This window comes from Streptomyces dioscori (genome assembly GCF_003024195.1).
In the GTDB taxonomy this organism is placed as follows: Bacteria; Actinomycetota; Actinomycetes; order Streptomycetales; family Streptomycetaceae; genus Streptomyces; species Streptomyces dioscori.
Genome location: NZ_KZ679038.1, coordinates 633,058 through 654,095, shown reverse-complemented (window position 1 = coordinate 654,095; position 21,038 = coordinate 633,058). Strand labels below are relative to the sequence as shown.

Annotated in this window: 25 protein-coding genes; 17 read left to right on the top strand and 8 right to left on the bottom strand. The window is 70.8% G+C overall.

Translation table 11 applies throughout. The annotated features are described in order from the left end of the window. Positions 1–116: 116 nt before the first annotated feature. From C6Y14_RS02820 to C6Y14_RS02775, 10 genes are all read left to right on the top strand, one after another. The gene (locus C6Y14_RS02820; protein WP_107014796.1) at positions 117–1,271 is read left to right on the top strand and encodes a DUF475 domain-containing protein; all 1,155 of its coding nucleotides are present in this window, start codon (positions 117–119) and stop codon (positions 1,269–1,271) included. Between the two features lie 134 nt (positions 1,272–1,405). After that, the gene (locus C6Y14_RS02815) at positions 1,406–2,599 is read left to right on the top strand and encodes an MFS transporter (protein ID WP_107014795.1); all 1,194 of its coding nucleotides are present in this window, start codon (positions 1,406–1,408) and stop codon (positions 2,597–2,599) included. Positions 2,600–2,748: 149 nt separating this feature from the next. Beyond that, positions 2,749–3,585, top strand: a complete 837-nt coding sequence (locus tag C6Y14_RS02810; RefSeq protein ID WP_107014794.1) for a helix-turn-helix transcriptional regulator — start codon at positions 2,749–2,751, stop codon at positions 3,583–3,585. 176 nt (positions 3,586–3,761) lie between these two features. After that, complete coding sequence (locus C6Y14_RS02805) at positions 3,762–4,790, top strand: saccharopine dehydrogenase family protein (protein ID WP_107014793.1); 1,029 nt, start codon at positions 3,762–3,764, stop codon at positions 4,788–4,790. Positions 4,791–4,926: 136 nt separating this feature from the next. Continuing rightward, positions 4,927–5,388, top strand: a complete 462-nt coding sequence (locus tag C6Y14_RS02800; protein ID WP_107014792.1) for a nuclear transport factor 2 family protein — start codon at positions 4,927–4,929, stop codon at positions 5,386–5,388. Between the two features lie 30 nt (positions 5,389–5,418). Beyond that, positions 5,419–6,249: a helix-turn-helix transcriptional regulator gene (locus C6Y14_RS02795; RefSeq protein WP_107014791.1), complete on the top strand. Its 831-nt coding sequence runs from the start codon at positions 5,419–5,421 to the stop codon at positions 6,247–6,249. Positions 6,250–6,389: 140 nt separating this feature from the next. After that, positions 6,390–7,445, top strand: coding sequence for an aldo/keto reductase (locus tag C6Y14_RS02790; RefSeq protein WP_107014790.1), 1,056 nt, complete (start codon positions 6,390–6,392; stop codon positions 7,443–7,445). Positions 7,446–7,524: 79 nt separating this feature from the next. Continuing rightward, positions 7,525–7,836: a hypothetical protein gene (locus C6Y14_RS02785; protein ID WP_225890853.1), complete on the top strand. Its 312-nt coding sequence runs from the start codon at positions 7,525–7,527 to the stop codon at positions 7,834–7,836. A gap of 76 nt (positions 7,837–7,912) precedes the next feature. Beyond that, positions 7,913–8,293 carry a nucleoside triphosphate pyrophosphohydrolase family protein gene (locus C6Y14_RS02780; RefSeq protein ID WP_107015163.1) on the top strand — a complete coding sequence of 127 codons (381 nt, stop codon included), beginning with the start codon at positions 7,913–7,915 and terminating at the stop codon, positions 8,291–8,293. Positions 8,294–8,324: 31 nt separating this feature from the next. After that, positions 8,325–8,705, top strand: a complete 381-nt coding sequence (locus tag C6Y14_RS02775; protein ID WP_107014789.1) for a VOC family protein — start codon at positions 8,325–8,327, stop codon at positions 8,703–8,705. Positions 8,706–8,746: 41 nt separating this feature from the next. Here C6Y14_RS02775 and C6Y14_RS02770 read toward each other — a convergent pair whose 3' ends face one another. From C6Y14_RS02770 to C6Y14_RS02760, 3 genes are all read right to left on the bottom strand, one after another. Beyond that, positions 8,747–9,136, bottom strand: a complete 390-nt coding sequence (locus C6Y14_RS02770) for a nuclear transport factor 2 family protein (protein WP_107014788.1) — start codon at positions 9,134–9,136, stop codon at positions 8,747–8,749. Further along, positions 9,133–9,621, bottom strand: coding sequence for a cupin domain-containing protein (locus tag C6Y14_RS02765; RefSeq protein ID WP_107014787.1), 489 nt, complete (start codon positions 9,619–9,621; stop codon positions 9,133–9,135). The genes C6Y14_RS02770 and C6Y14_RS02765 overlap by 4 nt, the downstream gene beginning before the upstream one ends. A gap of 131 nt (positions 9,622–9,752) precedes the next feature. After that, entirely contained in the window at positions 9,753–10,373 is a 621-nt protein-coding gene (locus C6Y14_RS02760) for a TetR/AcrR family transcriptional regulator (protein WP_107014786.1), read from the bottom strand. Between the two features lie 237 nt (positions 10,374–10,610). On the opposite strand from C6Y14_RS02760, the gene C6Y14_RS02755 reads away from it, so the two are divergent. Both C6Y14_RS02755 and C6Y14_RS02750 read left to right on the top strand, forming a co-directional pair. Next, positions 10,611–11,087 (top strand): nuclear transport factor 2 family protein, encoded by a 477-nt coding sequence (locus C6Y14_RS02755; RefSeq protein ID WP_107014785.1) that lies wholly within the window; start codon positions 10,611–10,613, stop codon positions 11,085–11,087. An 11-nt stretch (positions 11,088–11,098) separates the two neighbouring features. Next, positions 11,099–11,644: a nuclear transport factor 2 family protein gene (locus C6Y14_RS02750; protein ID WP_159074155.1), complete on the top strand. Its 546-nt coding sequence runs from the start codon at positions 11,099–11,101 to the stop codon at positions 11,642–11,644. Between the two features lie 84 nt (positions 11,645–11,728). Here the strand turns inward: C6Y14_RS02750 and C6Y14_RS02745 are convergent, their stop codons facing one another. Continuing rightward, on the bottom strand, positions 11,729–12,064 hold the full coding sequence (locus tag C6Y14_RS02745; protein WP_107014783.1) for a YnfA family protein: 336 nt from the start codon (positions 12,062–12,064) through the stop codon (positions 11,729–11,731). Positions 12,065–12,385: 321 nt separating this feature from the next. Between C6Y14_RS02745 and C6Y14_RS02740 the strand changes: the two genes are divergently transcribed. Continuing rightward, on the top strand, positions 12,386–13,855 hold the full coding sequence (locus C6Y14_RS02740; protein WP_107014782.1) for an NB-ARC domain-containing protein: 1,470 nt from the start codon (positions 12,386–12,388) through the stop codon (positions 13,853–13,855). Between the two features lie 58 nt (positions 13,856–13,913). Here the strand turns inward: C6Y14_RS02740 and C6Y14_RS02735 are convergent, their stop codons facing one another. Together C6Y14_RS02735 and C6Y14_RS02730 are read right to left on the bottom strand one after the other, a co-directional pair. Next, positions 13,914–15,101, bottom strand: a complete 1,188-nt coding sequence (locus C6Y14_RS02735) for an epoxide hydrolase family protein (RefSeq protein ID WP_107014781.1) — start codon at positions 15,099–15,101, stop codon at positions 13,914–13,916. Between the two features lie 66 nt (positions 15,102–15,167). Beyond that, positions 15,168–15,533: an STAS domain-containing protein gene (locus tag C6Y14_RS02730; protein ID WP_225890852.1), complete on the bottom strand. Its 366-nt coding sequence runs from the start codon at positions 15,531–15,533 to the stop codon at positions 15,168–15,170. Between the two features lie 177 nt (positions 15,534–15,710). Here C6Y14_RS02730 and C6Y14_RS02725 point away from each other — a divergent pair, with 177 nt between their 5' ends. The 3 genes from C6Y14_RS02725 (at position 15,711) to C6Y14_RS02715 (ending at position 18,510) form a co-directional block, all read left to right on the top strand. Further along, the gene (locus C6Y14_RS02725; protein ID WP_404828702.1) at positions 15,711–16,163 is read left to right on the top strand and encodes an ATP-binding protein; all 453 of its coding nucleotides are present in this window, start codon (positions 15,711–15,713) and stop codon (positions 16,161–16,163) included. A gap of 124 nt (positions 16,164–16,287) precedes the next feature. Beyond that, the gene (locus C6Y14_RS02720) at positions 16,288–17,319 is read left to right on the top strand and encodes a helix-turn-helix transcriptional regulator (RefSeq protein ID WP_107014779.1); all 1,032 of its coding nucleotides are present in this window, start codon (positions 16,288–16,290) and stop codon (positions 17,317–17,319) included. A 75-nt stretch (positions 17,320–17,394) separates the two neighbouring features. Continuing rightward, a complete protein-coding gene (locus C6Y14_RS02715; RefSeq protein WP_107014778.1) occupies positions 17,395–18,510 on the top strand; it encodes a DNA alkylation repair protein in 1,116 nt (371 codons plus the stop codon). A gap of 48 nt (positions 18,511–18,558) precedes the next feature. Here the strand turns inward: C6Y14_RS02715 and C6Y14_RS02710 are convergent, their stop codons facing one another. After that, positions 18,559–19,191, bottom strand: coding sequence for a TetR/AcrR family transcriptional regulator (locus C6Y14_RS02710; RefSeq protein WP_225890851.1), 633 nt, complete (start codon positions 19,189–19,191; stop codon positions 18,559–18,561). Between the two features lie 110 nt (positions 19,192–19,301). On the opposite strand from C6Y14_RS02710, the gene C6Y14_RS02705 reads away from it, so the two are divergent. Further along, a complete protein-coding gene (locus tag C6Y14_RS02705; protein ID WP_107014776.1) occupies positions 19,302–20,264 on the top strand; it encodes a zinc-binding dehydrogenase in 963 nt (320 codons plus the stop codon). Positions 20,265–20,315: 51 nt separating this feature from the next. On the opposite strand, the gene C6Y14_RS02700 is transcribed toward C6Y14_RS02705, so the two are convergent. Then, positions 20,316–21,035: a GntR family transcriptional regulator gene (locus C6Y14_RS02700; RefSeq protein ID WP_107014775.1), complete on the bottom strand. Its 720-nt coding sequence runs from the start codon at positions 21,033–21,035 to the stop codon at positions 20,316–20,318. Between the last annotated feature and the right edge of the window lie 3 nt (positions 21,036–21,038).

Here is a 21,038-nt window from a genome sequence, read left to right as displayed (position 1 = left end):
GTCTCCGTGGGTACCATCGACGTGCCCGTCACCTCCCACGCATCACGCGGACACCGCCCACCACACACAACAGCGCAACGGGGCCCACGGCCCCCCACCACACGATGGGGTAACCAGTGCTTCTGAAAACCTTCGGCTGGTCGTTCGCGGTCACCGCGCTCGCCCTGGTCGCAGCGGTCTTCTACGGAGGGTGGACCGGCTTCGGCATCGTGGCGATCCTGGCCATCCTCGAAATCTCCCTGTCGTTCGACAACGCGGTCGTCAACGCCGGAATCCTGAAGAAGATGAACGCCTTCTGGCAGAAGATCTTCCTCACCGTCGGTGTCCTCATCGCCGTGTTCGGTATGCGACTGGTCTTCCCCGTCGTCATCGTGGCGGTCAGCGCCTCCATGGGCCCGATCGAGGCCGTCGACCTCGCTCTCACGGACAAGGACCGCTACCAGCAACTGGTCACCGACGCCCACCCCTCGATCGCCGCCTTCGGTGGCATCTTCCTGCTGATGATCTTCCTCGACTTCATCTTCGAGGACCGGGACATCAAATGGCTCGGCTGGCTGGAGCGGCCGCTCGCCAAGCTCGGCAAGGTCGACATGCTGTCGGTCTGCATCGCCCTGATCGTGCTGCTGATCGCCTCCCTGACCTTCGCGGCCCACGCCCACCAGCACGGTGGCGTGCACGCCGACAAGGCGGAAACGGTCCTTCTCTCCGGTATCGCGGGCCTGGTCACGTACATGATCGTGGGCGGTCTCTCGGGTCACTTCGAGAACCGGATCGAAGAGGACGAGGAACGGGAGCAGGAGGCGCAGGGCGAGGCCGAACGCACGGGCAGGCCCCGCTCCGCGGTCGCCCTGGCCGGCAAGGCCGCCTTCTTCATGTTCCTCTACCTCGAAGTCCTCGACGCGTCCTTCTCGTTCGACGGGGTCATCGGCGCGTTCGCCATCACCAACGACATCGTCCTGATGGCCCTGGGCCTCGGCACCGGCGCGATGTACGTCCGTTCGCTGACCGTGTATTTGGTCCGCCAGGGCACCCTCGACGACTACGTCTACCTGGAGCACGGCGCGCACTACGCGATCGGCGCCCTGTCCGTCATCCTCCTCGTCACCATCCAGTACGAGATCAACGAGGTGATCACCGGTCTCGTCGGCGTCGTCCTGATCGGCTGGTCCTTCCTGTCCTCCGTGCGCCGCAACAAGGCACTCGCCGAGAAGGGCTCAGGAGACCCGGCCGATCCGGACAAGGACAGGGCCGGAGCCGCCGGCCGTTCCTGACACCCCGACGGCACCTGCGTCCTGACACCGAGAACCTTTGTCCATGGCCCCACCCTGCCGCCGACGGCCAGGGTGGGGCCATGAGTCGATTCGGCGGCGCTCAGCAAACAGGACCCACGAAGGCCGGTACGAGGATGCCCGCCGGGCTCGTCGCGCTGGCGCTCGGCGGGTTCGGCATCGGTCTGACCGAGTTCCTGATCGCCGGTCTGCTGCCGCAGGTCGCGTCGAGCTTCGCGGTGTCCGAGGCGGCGGCGGGCCGGCTGATCTCCGGGTACGCGCTCAGTGTCGCCGTCGGCGCGATGGTGCTGACCGCGGCGACGGCCCGACTGCCCCGAAAGGAGGTGCTGGCCGGTCTGATGGCGCTGTTCGTCGTGGGCAACCTGCTCTCCGCCCTCGCACCGAACTACGAAGTGATGCTGCTCGGGCGGATCGTCGCGGCGCTGTGCCACGGTTCGTTCTTCGGCATCGGCTCGCTGGTCGCCCGCGCTCTGGTCGCGCCGGAGAGGAAGTCCCGCGCGGTGGCGGTCATGTTCGCCGGACTGACGGTCGCGAACGTGCTGGGCGTGCCCTTCGGCGCCCTGGTCGGCGAACGCTGGGGCTGGCGCGCGGCCTTCTGGGCGGTCACCGCGATCGGCGTACTCGCACTCGCGGGCATCCTCGCCCTGGTGCCGCCGGACACGCAGGAGACGCGGTCGGCCGCGACGGCGACGCGCGGGGTACGGGCCCAGCTCCGCGCGTTCCGGTCCTGGCAGGTGTGGCTGACACTGACGGCCACCGCACTCGGCTACGGCGGCATGTTCGGCGCGTTCACCTACATCGCCTACACGTTCACGGAGGTCGGCGGCTTCTCCTCGGCGGACATCGCCTGGCTGCTGATGGTGTACGGGGCCGGTCTGGTCGTCGGCAACGTCGTCGGCGGGCGAGCGGCCGACCGGGACCGCGACCCCGCGCTGGTCCTCGCCCTGCTCGGACTCGCCGTCACGCTGGCCGTGTTCGGTCTGCTGGCCCACAGCGCCGCCGCATCGGTGGTCCTGGTGTTCCTCATGGGGGTGTTCGGGTTCGCCGCCGTACCCGGCATGATCACCCGCGTCACCGACCACGCCCACGGGGCGGCGCTGGCGGCGAGCGCCAACGTGTCCGCGTCCAACCTCGGCAACGCGCTCGGCGCCTGGCTCGGCGGCCTGGCCATCACCGCGGGCCTCGGCTACACCGCACCCCTCCACGTCGGCGCGGGAATCACCCTGATCGCCGTCGCGGTCATGGTCGTTGCCGCACGACAGGCGCGAACGCCCGTGCGACAGCCCGAGCACCACGTGCCCGGTGCCTGACGGCCGGCGGCGCGGACCGGCGGCCTTCCCTCGCCGCCGGAGGGCGTCACCGCGGGCCGCCACGAGAACCTCCGGTTCGACCGGCAGCGCCGACCTCGACGAGACTGGAGGAGAAACGACAGCCGTTCCCCCCACCAGTAGGTCGGTAGATGCAGCAGCCACAGAACGAACTCGGTGCCTTCCTGCGAGCGAACCGCGCCCGCACCGAACCGACCGACGTCGGCCTGCCCGCCGGCGGCGGCAGCCGCAGGGTCGCCGGTCTGCGCCGGGAGGAGGTGGCCGTACTGGCCGGTGTGAGCGCCGACTACTACGCGCGCCTGGAACAGGGGCGCGAGCGCAACCCCTCACCGCAGGTGGTCGACGCGGTGGGCCGGGCCATGCGACTCACACCGGACGCGCGCACCCACCTCTTCCGGCTGGCCGGCCTGCACCCCGCACTCACCTCGGCCGCGGGCCGCGACCTGGTCCACCCCTCGCTGCTGCACCTCCTGGACGCCTTCCCCGGGGCCGCCGCCTATGTGCTGAGCCCCGCCTTCGACGTACTCGCGAAGAACGCCGTCGCCACCGCGCTCCTCGCCCCCTTCGAGGGCACGCCGAACATGGTCCGTGTCCTGTTCCAGCACCCGCGGGCGCGAGAGGTCTTCGTCGACTGGTCCGTCGTGGCCCGCGCCACGGTGCACGCCCTGCGGCTGCACGCGGGCCGATTCCCCGACGACCCCGCCATCGGCGGCCTGGTCTCCGAGCTGTCGCGGGCGGCACCGGACTTCCGGCGCCTGTGGCAGGAGAACGAGGTGGAGAACCTGTCCCGCGCGTACAAGGTGTTCGTGCTGCCCGGCGCCGGTCGCATCGAGCTGACGTACCAGACCTTCGACGTGCACGACGCTCCCGGGCAGCAGCTCCTGGTCGGTGTGCCCGAACCCGGCAGCGCGAGCGCCCTGGCGATCGAGTCCCTCCTGGCACCGGCCGAACGGGGAAGCGGTTCCTGACGGGCGGCGGTGACGACCAAACGGACCGGGGCGGCAAGCCCTGAGAAACCAGGACCGTAGGTGTCCGGATCTGCTCCTAGCCTGGACGCGAGGCACACAGCACCGGGCGGGACACCGCCCCGGACGGGCCTCTTCCGCAGTCCTCACCCTCCGCCCGGTCCATTTGGGAGCACACCATGTCAGCCACCCCCCGCCTGCTCGTCTACGGAGCCACCGGATACACCGGAAGGCTCGTCGCCGAGCACGCCAAGGAGTCGGGCCTCGACGTCGTCGTGGCCGGCCGCGACCCGCAGCGCGTCACGGCGCTCGGCGACCGGCTCGGCGTCGAGAGCCGCGCCTTCACCCTCGACGACCCCGCACTCGTCCGCGCCGCGCTCGACGACATCACCGTGGTCCTGAACGTCGCCGGCCCCTTCCACCGCACCGCGCGCCCGCTGATGGACGCCTCCATCGACCAGGGCGTCCACTACCTCGACACCACCGCCGAGTACGACGTCTTCGCCACCGCGCGCTCCCGGCACGCCGAGGCCACGGCCGCCGGCGTGATGGTCATGTCCGGCGTCGGCTGGGACGTCGTACCCAGTGACTCCGTGGCAGCCCACGCCGCCGCACGCGTCACCGAGCCCACCGCCCTGCGCCTCGCCCTCAAGCTCCTTAGCGCCACCCCCGAGGAGGCAGAGGGCCTGAACCTCTTCTCCCGCGGGTCCATCGTCAGCGCCACCGAGGGCATCGGCGACCTGGGCACCCTGATCCGTGCGGACGGGGACATCGTCGCGCTGCCGGAGCCCAAGGTGGCCTTCTTCGACTTCGGCGACAACGGCCCGGAGGAGTCCGTTTCCGTGTCCATGGGTGACCTGATCACCAGCCACTACGCGCTGGGTATCCCCTCGATCGAGGTGTACGTACAGCTCGGGCAGCCCCTTCCCGTCGACCTCGACCTCTCGGCCCTGCCCGACGGGCCCACCGCGTGGGAGCGGGAGGTAGGACGCAGCAAGGTCGTCGCCGAGGTGACGGGCCGGGACGGCACCGTGGTCCGCTCCCTGATCGACACACCGACGGGGTACCGGTTCACCCAGCTCTCGTCCGTGGAGATCGCCCGCCGCGTGCTGGCCGGCTCCTTCACACCCGGCTTCCAGTCACCTTCCTCCGCGTACGGGCCCGAGCTGGCCCTGGCTGTCGGCGACACGCAGATCAAGGACCTGTAGGCAGCCGCCGCTGGCCAGGCGCAGCCTGGGTGCGGGACTCCTAGGCAGACACGTCCTTCCTGGTGGGGCGCCGCTCGACCAGACTGACGGTGTTCGCCCGACGGAGGCGAAAAACCCCTGGTGAAAGGCCACTGCCATGTCGTCCCCCACTGCCTCGACGTCGAGCGCCCGACAGATCGAGAACCTCATCGCCCGCTACTCCCACCTCGTCGACGAGGGCGACTTCGCGACGTTCGGCGCACTCTTCGAGAACGCCGACTTCGTATCCGGCGAAGTGAGCCTGCGCGGCGGCAAGGCCATCGAGGAGCTGATCGGCTCGATGCTCGTCGTGCACGACGACGGGACCCTGCGGACCCGGCACATCACCACCAACATCCTGATCGAGGTCGACGAGGACGACGACAGCGCCGAGGCACGCTCGTACTACAACATCCTCCAGGCGGTGCCCGGCCTCCTGCCGCTGCAGATGGTCGCCGGAGGCCGCTACCACGACCGCTTCGAGCGGCGCGACGGCACCTGGTCCTTCGCACGGCGGGAGGTCACCATCGACTTCACCGGCGACACCCGCTACCACCTCAAGGCCCCGCAGGACGCCTGAAACCGGCCGGAGACAACACCGGACAACGCCCTGGGGGAGTTCCTACGGGCCTGCCGGTCCCGGCTGACTCCCGCGGACGTCGGTCTGGGCCCCGGCGGTCGGCACCGACGGGTCGAAGGACTGCGCCGGGAGGAAGTCTCCGTCCTGTCGCAGGTCAGCGTCGACCACTACGGCAGGCTCGAACAGGGCAGGGAGCGACACCCCTCGCCGCGGATCGTCGAAGCACTGGCGAAGGCCCTCCGACTGCACCGGGACGCGCGAGACCACCTGTTCCGTCTCGCCGGACTCGATCCCGGTCTGCGCCCCGACGACCCCCGCGAGCACGTACACCCCGAACTCCTGCGCCTGCTGGAGTCGTCGCACCCGTCGGCGGCCTACGCACTGAGCCCGTCCTTCGACGTCCTGGCGGCCAACGCGGAGGCGAGGGCACTGCTGTCACCGCTCGCGGGCGACGGCGGCCCAGCCGGTGCCGGCCGACAACTGAACCTGATCCGCGCCCTGTTCACCCACCCGCAGGCCGGAAACTACTACCCCGACCGGCCGCTGGCCGTGACCGCCTCCCTGTACGCACTACGCCTCAACGCGGCCCGCCTGCCGGGAGACACCGAGATCGTGGACCTCGTCGCCGAACTGTCCACCACGACGGCCGACTTCACCACGGCGTGGCAGGACGGGTCGGCAGTCGGCCTGGACCGCGCGTACGGGACCGTCGTCCACCCCGTGGCCGGACGTGTCGCACTCACGTACCGCGTCCTCGGTGTGCCGGCCGCCCCGGGACAGCGACTGCTGATCGGCACTCCCGCTCCGGGGAGCCGCAGCGCCGAGGCCCTCGTCTACCTGGCGGCCATGGGCCTGCACTGACCACGCCACCGAACGGCTCCGACCGAACGACTCCCACCGAACGGCTCCGACACCGAACGGCTCCGACGCCGTACGACGTCAGAACCCGTTCCGAGAACCAAGAACCAAGAACCAAGAACCAAGAACCAAGAAGGAACACCATGTCTCTCACCTCGTACCGCACCCTCGGCCGCTCCGGTCTGCGGGTCAGCCCGCTGGCCTTCGGCGCCATGAACTTCGACGACGGCAGCTGGGGCTCCGGCCCGGAGACCTCGTTCGGGCTGCTGGACCACTACCTCGACGCGGGCGGCAACTTCGTGGACACCGCCAACATGTACAACGGCGGCGCCTCCGAGGAGACCCTGGGCCGCTACTTCGCCCAGCGCCCCGGCCGCCGCGACCGAGTCGTCCTGGCGACGAAGTTCGGCGGCACCATGCAGGCCGACGACCCCAACTCCGGCGGCGCCGGCCGCAAGGCCGTCCGCGCCCAGCTCGACGCCTCCCTGCGCCGCCTGAACACCGACTACGTCGACCTGTACTGGATGCACCAGTGGGACCGGCACACCCCCGTCGAGGAAACCCTGTCCACCCTCACCGACCTGGTCCGCGCCGGAAAGATCAACGCCATCGGTCTGTCCAACGTGCCCGCCTGGTGGGTCGCGGAGGCCGCCACGACCGCCCGGCTGCGCGACTGGGAGCCCGTCGCCGCGCTGCAGGTCGAGTACTCGCTGCTCGCCCGGAGCGTCGAGGGCGAGACCTTCGGTGCAGCCCGCCGTTTCGGGCTCGGCATCACACCGTGGAGCCCGCTGGCCAGCGGTGTCCTGTCCGGGAAGTACTCGCGCACCGCCACCGAGGTGGCCGGTTCCGGACGCACGGCGTACGCGGCCGCCTATCTGACCGAGTCCACCTTCGTCCTCCTCGACGCCCTGCAGGCGATCGCCGACGACCTCGGTACGACCGTGGCGGCGGTGGCGCTCGCCTGGGTCCGCCAGAGGTCCGAGGTGACGTCCACGCTCGTCGGCGCCCGCACGCAGGAGCAGTTGGCCGCCAACCTCGCCTCGCTCGACATCACGCTCACCGAGGAGCAGACCGGTGAGCTGAGCGCGCTCACGGCGCCGGTCCTCGACTACCCGCACAACATGACCGAGTCCATGGTCGGCTTCCAGCAGGGCGACACCACGATCAACGGCCTGGCCTCCAAGGCCTTCGTCCGCTGACCGCCCCCTCACCTCCCATGGGCCACCGGCCCCACGACGCCAAGCCAAGCCAGGCCAGGCCACGAGAACGGAACACACCATGACCGCCCTGTCCGAGACACTTGAGATCACCACCCTGCGCCCGGCCGCGGGCCACACCGCCGACGACTTCGTGCAGGCCAACGCCGACATCGACGCCTATCTGCGGCGACAGCCCGGCTTCCTGTGGCGGCGCATCGTGGGGACCGACGACGGACGGATCATCGACATCGTCGCCTACGACAGCCTGCCGCACGCGCGTGCCGGTGCCGCCGGCATCACCGGTGAGATGGCGGACTCACCCGTCCACGCCACGATCGACCACGACAGCGTCGACTGGCAGCTCACCACCGCACTGCACCACCTGGCGTGATGAAGTCTCCGTGGTGGACATGTCCAGGAATGTCCGCCACCAGGCCGACTCACCACACCGCTCGAAGGGCATTCGCATGAACGAGACACAGAACGAGACACAGGCACCCGACGACAGGACCGGACTCGTCGACGCAGACGACAGGGCACTGCAGGTCCGGGCGCAGTACGAACAGGTCGAGCAGCACGTGCTGGGCAGGACATGGACGCTGCCGGAGCTCGCGATCGGCTTCACCAACGACGCCGCCTATGTCGGGCGCCTGGTGCTCGCCGCCGAGCGCACCTGGGGCATCGACGGTGACGTGGACGCCGAACTGCGGCACAAGCTGGCCGAGTGCCTGTGGTGGGTCTTCGTGCTCGCCGACCGGCTCGACGTCGACATGCCGGAGGCGTACGCGGCCACGATGGACCGCATCGGCGACGGCCTGGAGCGGACGCTGCGCGGTATGGGCGCGTAGGGCACCTCGACCCACCGAAAGGAGTACTCCGATGGCTTCTCACACCGATTCCGTTCCCGCGGTCCGCTACCTGGCCGTCACCTTCGACTGCGCGGACCCCGCCGAGTTGGCGCGCTTCTACAGCGAGGCGCTCGGCCTGCCCGTCGCCCTGTCCACCGACGGCTTCGTCCTGGTGGGCCGCGAGGGCTCACCAGGGCTGGGCTTCTACCGCGTGGACGACTACCGGCGCCCCACCTGGCCGGACTCCTCCGTGCCGAAGCAGGCACACCTCGACCTGGGCGTGGACGACCTGGACGCGGCCGAGGCCCGGCTCGTCGCTCTGGGAGCTGTCACGGCGGACGTGCAGCCGCTCCCCGACCGGCGCCGCATCCTGCTGGATCCCGCGGGGCACCCCTTCTGCATCACCCTCTGAGACTCTGTCGGGGCCGGGGCGGCGGGCCGCGCCCGGCCGCCTCAGCTGTCCTGGTCGGCGCTGTCCTGGTCGACGGGGATGTAGTTCGCGTACGCCTCGATGCGGTTGATCAGTTCCGCGTCGTCGAAGCCGAAGTAGACGGCGGCGTGCACCTCGCCGCGCCTGCCGTCCTTCCCGGTCACGTGCACGACGTGCTGCTGGAGGACCCCGCCCGGCTGGGAGAGCCGGCGGAGGATGTCGTACCGGATCGACTCGTAGGATCCGATCGTCCTCTTCAGCCCGTCGAAGTACTCGTCGAGCGTCTCGTCGCCCTTGCCGTCGTTGTGCCAGACGGTGGCGGTGTCGGCGCACAGGGCGCGCGCCGTCTCCCAGTCGGGCTTCTCCAGGGCGAGGAGGTAGGTGACGACCTTGTCCTTCAGGTGCGAGCTCATGATGTTCCGTTCTCTTCCCGACCGGACGGGGGCGGGTTGTCGTGGTTGACGATTCCGTAGGCCGCCGCGAGGTCGGTGTGCTCGGCGTCCTCCCGCGCGTCGGCGGGGCCGACCGTGTGGAAGAGGCCTTCGATGGCTCCGGGATTGTTGATGACGAGGACTTCCGCGGTCGGTGTGATCGTCTGGAAGGTGTGCGGGACCAGCCGGGACACGTAGACATAGGCACCGGGCTCGGCGTCCCGTACCTCGCACTCGGCCAGCGAGGTCGAGCCGACCCAGAACCGGACGCGGCCCGACAGGACCACCCAGCTCTCGTCCTCACGGCTGTGGGTGTGCAGCGGGGGCGCGTCCGCGCGGCCCACGGTGAGCCGCATGACGCTGGCCGCGCCGCTGGTCTCGGCGTTCGTCGCCACCTGCTCGATGACGTTGTCGTAGTAGCGGAAGTCCCGGCCTTCGCCAGGGTTGCGCACAAGGGCGATGCTCATGATGAGGTCTCCTTCCGACGCGCGGCCCCATGCCGTGGCTCGATGCCGTGGCTCGGCTGCGGGCAGGGGGGATCGCCGGCGGTGCGGGGCCGTAGTGGCCCGCACGCCGGGCTTGCCGGGCGTCAAGCGGGTCAGGCTGTCGCTGTCGTCGTCGGCTGTGGTGGGTGGTGGATCCAGTCGGGCAGCAGTGCGTACAGGCGGACCGCGATCTCCTCCGGGTCGCAGTCGGTGTTGCCCCCGACGGCGGCCGAGAAGACTCCGTGCACTCCGGAGGCCGTGAAGACGTCCTCGACCGAGTTCCCGGGCCCGGACTCGCGCTCGTCGATGCCGAGGTCGCGCCGGAGAGCGTGGAGCTGTTCGAGGAGGAGATCGCCGATCCCCATCAGTCCGCTCGACGACCGCCACGTCGAAGCCAGCAGGAAGAGGCTCCTTCGCTGCTTGAGCGTGTCGAGCATGGCGTTCAGCGTTGCCACGGCCACCTCGGCAGGTTCCCCGCCCCTCCTCCGATCGCTGATGTTCAGGTCGTGGAGGGCGCGGAAATCGTCCGCGATCACGTACACCGCGGCCTCTTCGACCGAGTCGAAGTGGTTGTAGAAGGTGGCGCGGTGGATGCCGGCGGCTTCCGCCAGGGCGGAGACCGAAGGCGATGTCTTCTTCCGCTGCATGAGGTCGGCCAGTGCGTCCGCGATCGCCCGTCGCGAGCGGGTGAAGCGCGGATCCGCTTCGACGGCCGGGGACTGGTCACTCACCATGCCCGCACACTACTGCGCCGGTCGTCGGCGGGCTCCACCCCCTCTTCCTCCGACGGCCGCCCGCAGGGCCCGCCCGTGACCGCGGACGGTGGACGGGTGCCTTCGGGGCATTGCATTCCACTTCACGCACGACACTCACTCCTTCGATCGGTTCGCTCTCGACGCTACCACTATTCGACAGGTGTCAAATAGTGGTCTACGGTGAAGGAACAACAACCCACCGACGAAGGACGCACCATGTCGACGACTGACAGCACCACCTCTCCCACGGCGATCGAGGACAAGTTCGCCGTGGTGGAGACCCTCTACCGCTATGCCGCGGGTCTCGACCTGCGCGACAAGGAGCTGCTCGCCTCCGCCTTCGCGGACGACGCGGTGGCCGACTTCGGTCCGGCCACGAAGAAGGCCGGCCAGGAGTACCCGCCGATCAACGGCGGGGAGACCATCGCCACGGCCCTGCTGGGCTCGCTCGGCCACCTGGACACCACGCACTCGCTGAGCAACCCGCGGGTGACTCTCGACGGCGACACGGCGCACCTCGAAGGCATCGTGGCGTGCCAGCACCTGCCCCGGGCGGACCACTCGCGTCATGTCCTGATGACCAACCGGTACGACGTGGAGCTGGTCAGGCAGGGCGACGTATGGGTCGTCCGGCACCTCACCGTCGACAACGCCTGGACCGAGGGCGACCCCTCCGTCCTCGCCGGGATCTAGGAACACACCCCATGAGCGACACATCCACGTCCGAGCAAGCTCCTGACCTTGACCAAGCTCCTGACCACGACCACGACCAAGACCACGACCAGGCCCGTGACCTTGACCAGGCCCGCGACCGTGACCGTGACGCGATTCGCGATCTGCTCACGGCCTACGTCTTCGGCCTGGACCGTCGTGACTTCGCCCGCGTCGCCGCCGTCTTCACCGAGAACGCCGAGGTACGGAACGTCTTCGACGCCTACCTGCCGGAAGGAGAGGCGTTCAGCGGCCTGACGGTCGGCGGCGGTGTCGTCGCCGAGGGCGCCCGGCAGCTGTTCGCGGGCCTGGACGCGACACAGCACCTGCTCGGCGCTCAGGAAGTCACGTTCGCGGACACCGGAGCACACGCGGCCACGCAGATCGTCGCCCACCACCACCGGGGCGGCGAGTACTACCACACCGGTGGCAGCTACGAGGACGACCTCGTGCGTACGCCCGACGGCTGGCGCATCTCCCGTCGCACCCTGCGCATCACCTGGACGACGGGCAGCCCGGACGTGTTCTCCGCCGCCTGAGCAGGCGTCCGGGCCGCAGCAGGTGTCCGGGCCGCAGTGAGCCCCGGGCCGCAGCGAGCCCCGGACCACAGCGGATGCCAGGAGTCAGTGCGAGCGAGGCGCGTACATGATCACCGCCATGCCGGTGAGGCAGACGAGGGCACCGACGACGTCGTAACGGTCGGGGCGGTAGCCGTCGGCGATCATGCCCCAGGCGATCGATCCCGCGACGAAGACCCCGCCGTAAGCGGCCAGGATGCGCCCGAAGTCGTCGTCGGACTGGAAGGTGGCGACCACACCGTAGAGGCCGAGCGCGATGACGCCGGCGCCGATCCAGATCCAGCCCTTGTGCTCGCGCACGCCCTGCCACACCAGCCAGGCGCCGCCGATCTCGAAGAGGGCGGCGACGACGAACAGGGCGACGGAACGAGCGACGGTCATACCGGCCGACCCTACCCGCGGTCCCGGGCACGACCGGCAGCGCCCGGTCTAGCCCGGGACCGCCCCCCGATGCGCCGCTCGATGTCCGGAATTCGACGGGAAGTCGTACCAAACCGGTGGGCGGCACTCCACGAATGCCGTAGTGACAGCCGGTGCGGTGCCCGATCGCCGAATCACGGGATCCGAGCGGTAGAGGGATGCTCGCGCGCGTCCCGTTGAGCGGTTCCGGAAATCGGGCAGCACCGGACAGGTTCGGTGGCCTCGGCCAGGCGGCGCCCACAGCGCTCGCCCGGCCCGCGCCGGTGCGGAGGATACGAACGAATGCGAGGCGGACCGGGGGCGGCGGGACATCCGGCGGACGGCGAACCGAGGGCGGCGGCAGCTGGGGTCGGCCCGCTCGACGCCGTGGACACGACCGAGGAACTGGCCGCGCTGCTGCGCCAGTTGCGCAGACGCGCCGCGCGCAGGGACGGTGGAGCACAGCCCACCTACCGTCAGCTGTCCGCGCGCACCGGCTGGGCGCACGGGGTGATCGGCGACTACTTCGCCGGCAAGACCCTGCCGCCGACGGACCGCTTCGACACGCTGGTCCAGCTGCTCGGTGCCACCGGCCGTGAGCTTCGGCAGCTGGCGACGGCCCGCGACCGGGTGGAGGAGGCCCGCCGTGCCCGCATGGCTCCGGTTTCCAACGGCCGCGTGGGTCCGCCCGGCACGGACGACCCCGGCGCTCTTGCCCCCGTCCCTCGCCAGTTGCCCGCGGACATCCCCGAACTCCTGGGACGCGCGGGCGAGTTGGATGCCCTCGACGTGCTGCGCCCGGGGCAGCGGGGGAGCGGCCCCGTCGTGGTCGCTCTCGACGGCCCCGGAGGCGTCGGCAAGTCCGCGCTGGCGGTGCACGCGGCCCACCGGCTCGGCGAGCGCTTCCCCGACGGCCAGCTCTACGCCGACCTGCGGGGATCGCACCGTGACGAGCGTCCCGTGCCGCCGGCCGCCGTCCTCAGGCGTTTCCTCGGCGCGCTGGGCGAGTCGCGGCTCTGCCCCGGCAGCGAGGCGGACGCGGCGGCGGCCTACCGCACGCTGCTCACCGAGCGCCGGATGCTGATCGTCCTGGACAACGCGCTGGACGCGGCCCAGGTACGTCCGCTTCTGCCCGCGGCACACGGTTGCGCGGTCCTCGTCACCAGCCTCGGTGTCCTCGCCACCCTCAACGGCGCCGTCCATCTCCACCTCTCGCCCCTCGCACCCCCGGCGTCCATCGAGGTCCTCGGTCTCTGGGCGGGGGCGGGGCGGCTGTCCGCCGAACGCGGCGCCGCCGAGACGATCGCCCACCACTGCGGCCATCTGCCCCTGGCCCTGCGGATCGCGGGCGCCCGGCTGGCGGCGCGCCCACGGTGGCCGGTACGGGAACTCGCCGACCGGCTCGCCGATCCCGCGGGCCGCCTCGCGGAGCTGTCCTTCGCGGATCTGGACATGCACGCGGCCCTGGCCGCCGGCCACCGGGAGCTGCTGGCCAGAGGGCCCGCCGGACACGCGGCGGCCCGCGCGCTGCCCCTGCTGGCGGCCGGACAGGGCGAGCTGACGGTCACGGAGGCAGCCGCGACGACCGGCGCGGCGGTGTCGGCGACCGAGGTGATCCTGGAGCAGCTGGTCGACGTGCAGCTCCTGGAGTCCCGCGCCCCGGGCCGTTACCGCTTCCACCCGCTCACCCGGCTGTTCGCCCTGCGATCGGCCGCCCGGAGCACGGTCGTCGCCCGCGCGGCCCCGCTGCCCGAGAGGCAGTGGGCGGACTGACGGCGTCCGCGACACCGGGCAGCCGGCGCAGCTGCGGCCTCTGTGGCAGCTGCCGCCTTCAGTTCACCGTCCTGCTCGCTGCCGCCGCCCGGTAGGGACGGAAGAACGTCCGCAGTTCCTCCGCGTAGAGCTCGGGCTCCTCGAACGGTGCGAAGTGCCCGCCGCGCGCGGGCTCGTTCACGTACACGGCGTTCGTCGTGCGTTCCAGCCAGGCCCTCGGCGGGCGGACGATGTCGCCCTGGAAGAGCGAGAAACCGGACGGCACCTCCACCCGGCGGGTGAGCTGCTCGGGCGGGAGCGCGCCGTTGGCGTTGTACATGCGCATCGACGAGCCGATCGTCCCCGTGAGCCAGTAGAGCGTGACGTTCGTGAGGATCTCGTCCTTCGTGAAGCTCCGTTCGAGATCGCCGTCGCAGTCGCTCCACGCCCGCAGCTTCTCGACGATCCACGCGGCGAGCCCGGCAGGTGAGTCGTTGAGTCCGGCGGCCGCGGTCTGGGGCCTCGTGCGGTGCATGGCGCCGTAGGCACCCTCGCTCGCGCCCCAGGCCGCGGCGTCCGCGAACCAGGCACGCTCCTCGGGGGTGAGCTCGGCCGGGTCTCCGGTGAAGACGGGCAGCCCGCCGTCCATGCGGTGGACGGCCACGACCCGGTCGGGGTGGTCGAGCGCGAGATAGCGGCTCACGTGGCTGCCGATGTCGCCGCCCGCCGCGCCGAACCGCGCGTGGCCGAGGACGTCCATGAGCTCGGCCCACAGTCCGGCGACGCCGATCGAGTCGAGCGGCGGGCCGGTGGGGCGGTCCGAGTACCCGTAACCCGGCATGTCGGGCACGATCACATCGAACGCGTCGGCGGGATCGGCGCCGTGCGCGCCGGGATCGGTCAGCAGCGGGACGACCTTCGAGTAACGCCAGAACGAGTCCGGCCAGCCGTGGCTGAGCATCAGCGGCAGCACGGGCCCGGTCGGCGCGACAGCCCGGGCGTGCACGAAGTGGATGCCCAGGCCGCCGAGCCGGACGCGGAAGCGGGGCAGCCGGGCGAGCGCGGCCTCCTGCGCCGGCCAGTCGAACGTGTCCGCCCAGTACGCGACGAGTTCACGGAGGTAGTCGACATCGGTCCCGAGCGACCAGCCGGCGTCCTCGGGAGCGTCCGGCCAGCGTGTCGCGCGCAGCCGCGTACGGAGGTCTTCGAGCGCCGCGGGCTCGGTGGACGGGGTGAACGGCTCCGGCTGGGGCGATGCGTCCGACATGGCACGCATGCTATCCGGGGCGTCCTGGGCACCGACGCGGGGCGGACCGCGAGCCGACGCGTGTGCTCAGGCGTTCACAGCATGTTCAATGGTGGGGTGGCAACTGATCAACGTGTCCATCCCGACGATCTGCAGGATCCGCAGAACGGATTCCTGCGCACCGGCGATGCGCAGCCAGCCCTCGGTGTCACTCACGGCCTGGTACGCGCCGATGAAGACGCTGATCCCGCTGGAGTCCATGAAGGTCACCCCGCTGAGGTCGACCACCGTCCGCGGATGCGTCACGCCGTCGGGCGGCAGCAGGGCCTTGCTGAGCATGTCCTTGACGGTGTGGTCGATCTCGCCGCGCACGGTCACGACACGGACGCCGTCGATCGCGGAGTGCTCGACGGACAGCCGGCCTGGCTGGTCCACGCTCTGAATGTTGGTCACCGTCTCCTCGACTGCGGTTGGGTGCCCGGACTTGCCCCGGGTCACGAGGTGCCCGGCCATTGTGCCCGAACGCTCTCCCTCCCGCACCCACACAGCTGTGCGGGAGAGCACATTTGTACGATGCATGAATGACGTGGCGACGGGTAGCGGAGCGCCTGTGAACGGAGAATGAGGGCGATGCCGGTGGGATCCCACGACGACGGTGACGGCTGTACGGGGTCGGACGGACACATGATGCAGACCGGCTACGCCATAGGCGGGGACGCCGGATGCATCGCCGATGCCCGCCACCACGCCGCGGCCTTCCTCGAACGGGTCCGCGCCGAGCCGCACTCGTCCGTATCCGCCCGCGTGATGGATCTGACCCAGCTGGTGGTCAGCGAGCTGGTCACCAACGCCTGCAAGTACGCCCCCGGCCCCGTCCTGATGGAGCTCCGCGTCACTTCTGAGACCGTGGACGTCATCGTGTGGGACAGCGACCCGACGGTCCCCGAGGCGCATGCCGCCGACGCGGGCAGGGTCGGCCAGCACGGCCTGGAGATCGTCAAGGCCGTGGCCCAGGACCTGCGGATCCACCGGGAGCCGGTCGGGAAACGGATAACGGCCCGTATCGCCCTGACGGACCCGTGACCGTCATCCCACCTGCCCCGTCCGACCCGTGACCGTGACCGTGACCGTGACCGCGCCCCGCCTGCCCCGCCACCGTGTCCCGCCCGTGGCCGTCCGTCCCGCCGCACCTCGCTAAGGTCGGTCCGTGATCGCTACCTCCGCCCGGCTGCTGCGGCTGGTGTCCCTCCTGTCGAGCAGACCCACCTGGTCGAACGCGGAACTGGCACGGCAACTGGACGTCACCGAGCGCACCGTGCGCCGGGACATCGACCGGCTGCGCGAACTCGGATACGGCGTCGAGTCGATCCCGGGACCCGGCGGCGGCTACCGCTTCGGCGCGGGCAACCGAATGCCTCCGCTGAACCTCGACGATGACGAGGTCTTCGCCGTGGCCGTGGCGCTCCGGGAAGCCGCCCACGGTGCGGCGCTCGGCGCCGACCCGGCTGCACTGTCGGCCCTGCTGAAACTGCGGCAGATCCTGCCCACCCGCATGGCGAAGCGCCTGGCCGGCCTGGACGCCACCGTCGAACACACCCCGCGCTGTGAGACGCCCCAGGCGTCGGCGGACGTGCTGTTGCTGCTGGCCTCCGTGTGCCGTGCGTCCGAGCGCACCACTCTCACGTACCGCGACATGCACGGCACGACCACCGTCCGGAGCGTCGATCCGTACCGCCTCGTCCACACCGGTGTGCACTGGTACTTCGTGGCCCGAGACGTCGAACGGGAGGCCTGGCGGACGTTCCGTGTCGACCGGGTGGCCGGTGTCGAGTCCACCGGAGAAGTGGTCGAACTGTCCGACGCCCCGGACGCCGCGCAGATGGTCTCCGACACCATCACCCGTACCGGCTACCCCTTCTTCGCCCGGGTCCGGCTTCCGCACTCCTACGACGACGCCCGCCGGCTGGTGGCCCCCATCGTCGCCACCCACGAGGCCGACGGACCGGACGCGACGGTCATCACCATCGGAGGCTCCGATCCCGACCAGCTCGCCGGTTACCTGCTGAGCCTGCGCACACCCCTGGAGATCCTGTCGCCGGAGCCCGTGCGCGAGGCTCTGCTCGCCCGACTCGACGCCCTGTATCGCGGCAACCGGCCCGACATCCGGCCCGACATCCGGCCTGGCAGCCGGCCCGGCAACGAGGCTTCCGGTACGAAACCAGGACCGTGGCTGTCCTGATCTGCTCCTAGCCTGGAGGGGCGGCGCACCACCGCCCCGCAGCACCCCGCCCGCCCGTCCGACAGAGGGACCGCCATGCCGTTCGCCGACGAACTCATCGGCCGCCACACCGTCCGGAGCCTCACCCACGCCCTGCAGACCGCCGCCCCGGACGCCGAACTCACGGCGCTGCGCGCGGCCCCCGGGCTGATCGACCCGCTGTCCCTGCGGGAGCGCGCCGACCTGCTGCGCGACGCACTGCTCACCGACCTCCCGGGTGACTACGCTGCGCTGGCGCGGACCGTACGTACGGCTCGCGACGAGGCACCGCAGTTCACCGGCTGGCTGATCTGGCCGGTCACCAGCGCTGTCGCCACCCGCGCCGTCCAGGAGGGCGGGGCGGCGGCCTTCGACGACGCGATGGACCTCCTCGCGAGTCTCACCGGGCGGCTGTCCTCGGAGTTCGCCATCAGGACCCTGCTGCGGCACGACCTCGACCGGGCCCTCGGTATCATCCTCGGCGACTGGATCGCGTCGGCCGACGCCGACGTACGCAGACTGGCCTCCGAGGGCACCCGCCCCTACCTTCCCTGGGCGGTACGGGTCCCGGACATCCTGGCCCGTCCCGCGGTGACCGTCCCCATCCTGGACGCCCTCCACCGCGACGGGAGCGAATACGTACGCCGCTCGGTCGCCAACCATCTCAACGACCTCAGCCGCGACCATCCCGAGATCGTCGTCGACACCGCCCGCCGCTGGCTGGAGAGCCCCGACGCCACCACCGGGCGCCTGGTACGCCACGGGCTGCGCACCCTGGTCAAGCGCGGCCACCCCGGCGCCCTGGAACTGCTCGGTTTCGCTCCCGCGACCCTGGAGGTCGAGGGACCCCGACTGGACCGGGACGTCGTCCCGTTCGGCGGCACGGTCCGCTTCACGGCCTCGATCCGCAACGCGGGTGACGTCCAGGCACGGCTGACGATCGACTACGTCGTGCACCACCGAAAAGCCAACGGCGGCCAGACCGGCAAGACCTTCAAGCTCACCACCCGCACCCTCGCACCGGACGAACGGATCGACCTCGTACGGGAGCATTCGTTCCGGCCGATCACCACGCGCCGCTACCACCCGGGGCCGCACGCGGTCTCCCTGCAGATCAACGGAGTGGCGACACCCCGCGCGGACTTCGAACTGGCGGCCCCGGACACACCCTGAGCGGCCCACCGCACCTGCGTGTCTCCGGCCGGGTGCAGTCAGGTGCCGTCAGAGGTAACCGGGCTCCGCGGAGGCCAGCCGTGCCGGCGGCGGCAGCGGCGCGTGCCGGGGGGAGGCCTCGAACGCCTGGATCACGAAGCCCGCGAAGCGCCGCGAGGCCGTGACCTGGACCGCGGTCGAGGCGGAGTGGATCCCCTTGTTGGCCATGAGCATCAGAACGAGGTCGTCCAGGACGAAGTCGGGACGCAGGCGCCCGGCCTCCTGGGCCCGCCGGGCCAGTCCGGCGATCGCCCGCACCGTGTACTCACGGCCCGCGTCCGCGTCCGTCGTGCCGGGGAACGTGGACATGAAGGCCTCGGTGAAACCCCGGTCGCGTGCGTGCAGTTCACAGACCTTCTCGATCACCTGGCAGAGGCCCCGCCAGGGATCGGGGTCGGCGCACCCTTCGTCGACGATGTCCCGGCACATGCGCAACTGGTCCGCGAAGACCGCGGTGATCAGCGCCTGCTTGGTCGGGAAGCGGCGGTACAGGGTGGCGGGTCCGACGGCGGCGCGCCGGGCGATCTCCCGCATCGGCACGTCCAGGCCCTCGGCCGCGAACAGCCTCCTGGCCGCTTCGATGATGCGTTCGCGGTTGTCCAGGGCGTCGGAACGCAGGGTGTGAGGCAAATGATCGGTCACCGCTCTCACTTTACCCAAGTGGACGGGGGCGTCCGTTAGCGTCCGGGAGAGGAAGCAGCCGCCCAGGTCAGCAGGGTGCGGCACACCGGTCCGAGCACGTGGAGACGACATTGAAGGCAATTGAGATCCGGACGTACGGAGGCCCCGACGGGCTGGCCGTGGTCGGCCTGCCCGCACCCGTACCGGCCGCCGGAGACGTGGTGATCGCCGCGGAAGCGGTGGGCGTCGGCGGTGTCGACACCGTGATCCGAAGCGGCGCCCTGGCCGCCTACGGCTTCAAGGAGGGGCACATTCCCGGCAACGAGGTGGCCGGCACGGTCACCGCGGTGGGCGAAGGCGTCGACACCTCATGGATCGGCCGGCGGGTGTGGGGGTTCACCGGCACGGGCGGCGGCTACGTCGAACAGGCCGTCGTCCCGGTGCGGGAGATCCTCCCCCTCCCCGACGGCCTCTCCGCCGCCGACGCGGTGACGCTCGGCACCTCCGGGGTCGTCGCCTACTTCGCACTGGCGCACGCCCGTTTCGCCCCTGGTGAGACGGTCCTGGTGCGCGGCGCGGCCGGCGGCATCGGCGTCATGACCGTCCAGTTGGCGGCCAAGGGCGGCGCCGCAGCGGTGGCGGTCACCACGTCGTCGGCCGAACGCGGCGCGCGGCTGCGGAAGTTGGGCGCCACCCATGTCCTGGACCGCGCCGGGGACGGGGGACAGGACGCTCCGGCAGGATACGACGTCATCATCGACATCGTCGCCGGTGAGGACCTGCCGTCGTTCTTCGACAGGCTCAATCCGAACGGCCGCATGGTCGCCGTCGGCGTCGTGGCCGGCCAGCCGCCGGCGGACTTCGGTACGAGGATGCTGGCCGCGTTCCGCAAGTCGCTGTCCTTCGCCACCTTCAGCGCGGACACCGTCGCCTCGGCCGACCTGCATGCCGTACGGGGGGAACAGTTCGCCGCCGCGGTCCGCGGCGAGTTGGACACGGTCGTCCACGAAGTGCTGCCGCTGGACCATGCCGTACGCGCCCACCGGAAGATGGACGACGGGGAGGTCTTCGGCAGGATCGTGCTGACGCCGTAGCCCCGTACGGCACATGGCCCCGGGAACACAGCTCCGCGTGGAGCGAGCGTGTCAGCTCGAAAAGCGCGTCGCGATCCGGGAGACGTTCGAGGTGTGGCTGTGCGCCCGCATCAGCTCCTCGGCCCGCTCCCCGTTGCCGGCGGCGATGGCCTCGTAGATGACCCGATGCTGTCTGTACCGCTCGTCGACCACCTTCGAGTGCTCGCCGCGCACCTCGGACAGGATGCTGTCCCGCCGCTCCTCCGAACCGAAGGCGTCGACGGTACGCAGCATCTGGATCAGGGTCGCGTTGCCGCTGGCCCGGTCCACGATCGTGTGGAAGTGGCGCATGAGTGCCTGGATTTCGAGCACCAGGTCCCGCTCCGCGTCGGTGCCCGGGTCCGCGTCGCGCAGTGCGCCGCGCAAGGCGTCCGCCTTGTCCAGGCAGTCGGACATCTCGCGGCGCTGGGCCGCCGTCGACTTCTCCGCGGCCAGTCGGGCGGCGAGGGCCCGGAGCACGTCCTCCATCATGGTGAACTCGCGCAGCTCCTCCTTGCCGAACTGCGCGATACGGACCGACCTGGGCCCCGTCCGCTCCACCAGCCGGTCCTGCTCCAGGCGTCGCAGCGCCTCACGGACGGGGGTCGCGCTGATGCTGAGCGACTCCGCCAGGCCCCGCTCCGTGACCTTCTCCCCGCGCTTGAGGGTGCCGGTGACGATGGCCTCGCGGATCGCGGCGTACGCCTGATCGCCGAGGGTGACCGGGGACGAGAGCTGGGGGAGCAGAGCCATACG